Genomic DNA, 1,699 nt, shown 5'->3' on the forward strand with positions numbered 1-1,699 from the left:
CCGGCGAGCACGGCGGCGGACAGCAGTACGCCGGTCACGCCGAGGCCGCGCGGTCGCGCGGTGGCGGTGCGGCGGGTGCGTGCGGTCATCGTGGGGTCCCCTCCAGACGAGCGGCGAGTGCCGGAAGCAGCCGGATGAACATGAGACAAGGGCCGGCGGGCCGCCTGTCAAACGCCTGCGAAGACGATTCTAGCGGCCCACCGGCCCTTGTGACACTGCTGTGTCTGAACTCTGGTCCCGGTCTCACGACCAGGTCAGCCCCGCGGCAGGCGGGGCCGGTGCATCAGATGCGGGTGACGTTGGCGGCCTGGAGGCCCTTGTCGCCCTGCTGAGTCTCGAACTCGACGCGGTCGTTCTCCTGGAGCTCCTTGAAGCCCTGGGACTGGATGGCGGAGAAGTGCACGAAGACGTCGGCGGAGCCGTCCTCCGGGGCGATGAAGCCGAAGCCCTTCTCTGCGTTGAACCACTTGACGGTACCCACGGTCATGAGGGTGTCCTTTCGCTGTGCCCGCCTGCGGTGTGCAGGACGCGGGCGTCGGTGCCGTGCGGCGGATTGCCCGCACGGGTGAAGCGGTGAAACTGAACCGCGAAGACCAACGCCCCGGGCCGCAAGGCCCGGATGCTGCAAGAAGCCGGGAAACAGGTAGTACTACTTCTCGTCCATCGTCTCACGTTTCCCGACGACGGAATACCCCCTGTGTCCACGGTCTCCCCGCCGCCTGCGGGCGGCGGGCGGACAGCGGGTGCCGGACCGCCGTCGTCGCCGTCCCGCCGTCCGGTGTGGGGAGGGTGTCAGCCCAGGTCAGGCGAGCGGACGGAGTCCGGTGAAGGCGTTGTGGTGCAGCGCGGCCGGGGCGTGGACGTCCGTGTGATCGGCGAAACCGAGCACCTCCAGCAGGACCACGGTGTGGTCCCCGGCGTCCACCTCGGCGTGCAGCCGGGTCTCCAGCCAGAGGGAGGAGCCCTCGAGCAGCGGGGTGCCCCGGTCCGTGCGGTGCAGCCCCAGGCCCGCGAGGCGGTCGCCGGTGCGGGAGGACAGCTGACGGCACAGGTGGTGCTGGTCCTCGGCGAGCAGGGAGATGCCGAGGGTGTCCGAGTTCCGCAGGCGGGTCCAGGTGCGGGAGGACTTCTGGGCGGAGAAGGAGACCAGGGCCGGCTCCCAGGAGATCCCCACCGCGAAGGAGGAGGACACCATCACCTCGTCCACGCCGTCGGCCCGTCCGGTGACGGCCACGGCGCCGGTGGGGAACGCGCCCAGGCCGCGGCGCAGGTTCAGGGGCGTGAGGTCTTCGTCCCAGCGCGGGTGCGCGGCAGCGGCGGGGGAGAGCAGTGCGGAGGCGGTCATGCGTCGGATCCCTTCGGAACGGACGCGACCCTGCGGCGCAGGCGGCGGACCGTCATGTCCGCAGAGACGCTGTACTTGCCCAGCCGGGGTGCCGGAGGGCCGAATCCTCACCTGGAGCACCCCACTGCAGCGTTGCGAGGGTTGCCGTCCCGCCGGCCAGGGCCGTGAATGACGGGAGCTCGTGATTCTGGAGTCCAGCCTAGGGGCGGTCCGGAGGCGCGGTCAAAGACGTCCGCCAGACGGACGTCGCGCGGCGTCACATCGATGCTGCCGCTGCGTCGCCCACGGCGCCCGGAGGGCACCGACGCCCCGGAGGAGCCGCGCGTCGCCGCCCGCCGAGCCTCAGCCTGCTCC

General features: G+C 71.4%; 2 protein-coding genes and 1 riboswitch. Both genes read right to left on the reverse strand.

The window, feature by feature from the left end; translation table 11 throughout:
• Positions 1 to 283 precede the first annotated feature (283 nt).
• The gene (locus AC2W7A_RS12180; protein WP_485991573.1) at positions 284 to 487 is read right to left on the reverse strand and encodes a cold-shock protein; all 204 of its coding nucleotides are present in this window, start codon (positions 485 to 487) and stop codon (positions 284 to 286) included.
• 315 nt (positions 488 to 802) lie between these two features.
• Complete coding sequence (locus tag AC2W7A_RS12185; protein ID WP_485991574.1) at positions 803 to 1,345, reverse strand: flavin reductase family protein; 543 nt, start codon at positions 1,343 to 1,345, stop codon at positions 803 to 805.
• Between the two features lie 66 nt (positions 1,346 to 1,411).
• Positions 1,412 to 1,532, reverse strand: a riboswitch (SAM riboswitch).
• Between the last annotated feature and the right edge of the window lie 167 nt (positions 1,533 to 1,699).

Source organism: Micrococcus sp. LASM2_SD2, assembly GCF_057364565.1.